This is a genomic window from Photobacterium sp. R1, from assembly GCF_054600795.1.
This window is the reverse complement of the sequence record NZ_BAAHZP010001025.1, coordinates 1-233: the sequence shown is the minus strand read 5'-3', so window position 1 is coordinate 233 and position 233 is coordinate 1. Positions and strand designations below refer to the sequence as shown.

General features: G+C 47.6%; 1 protein-coding gene. It reads right to left on the bottom strand.

Annotated features, from left to right (window positions below; all coding sequences use genetic code 11):
• A partial coding sequence (locus ACYP03_RS28160) for an aromatic amino acid transport family protein (RefSeq protein ID WP_459782959.1) occupies nt 1-233 on the bottom strand: 233 nt, incomplete at both ends.

Here is a 233-nt window from a genome sequence, read left to right as displayed (position 1 = left end):
GCAAAGCCCACCAATTGCTCAGGCGACAGATTACCAACCGCCGCGTACAGCCAGAACAGGTAACAGAATAATGGGATGACAGAGCCTGCAATCACCATATTTCTTAACTGCTTTTGCGTGGCTTCAGGGTTATAAGTTACCAGTGACGGGATCACTACCATAAAACCGAAGCTGGTAAACAACACAGAGCTCGTTTTAATGAGTGCCACTTTGTTATCGCTGCCAACCGATGC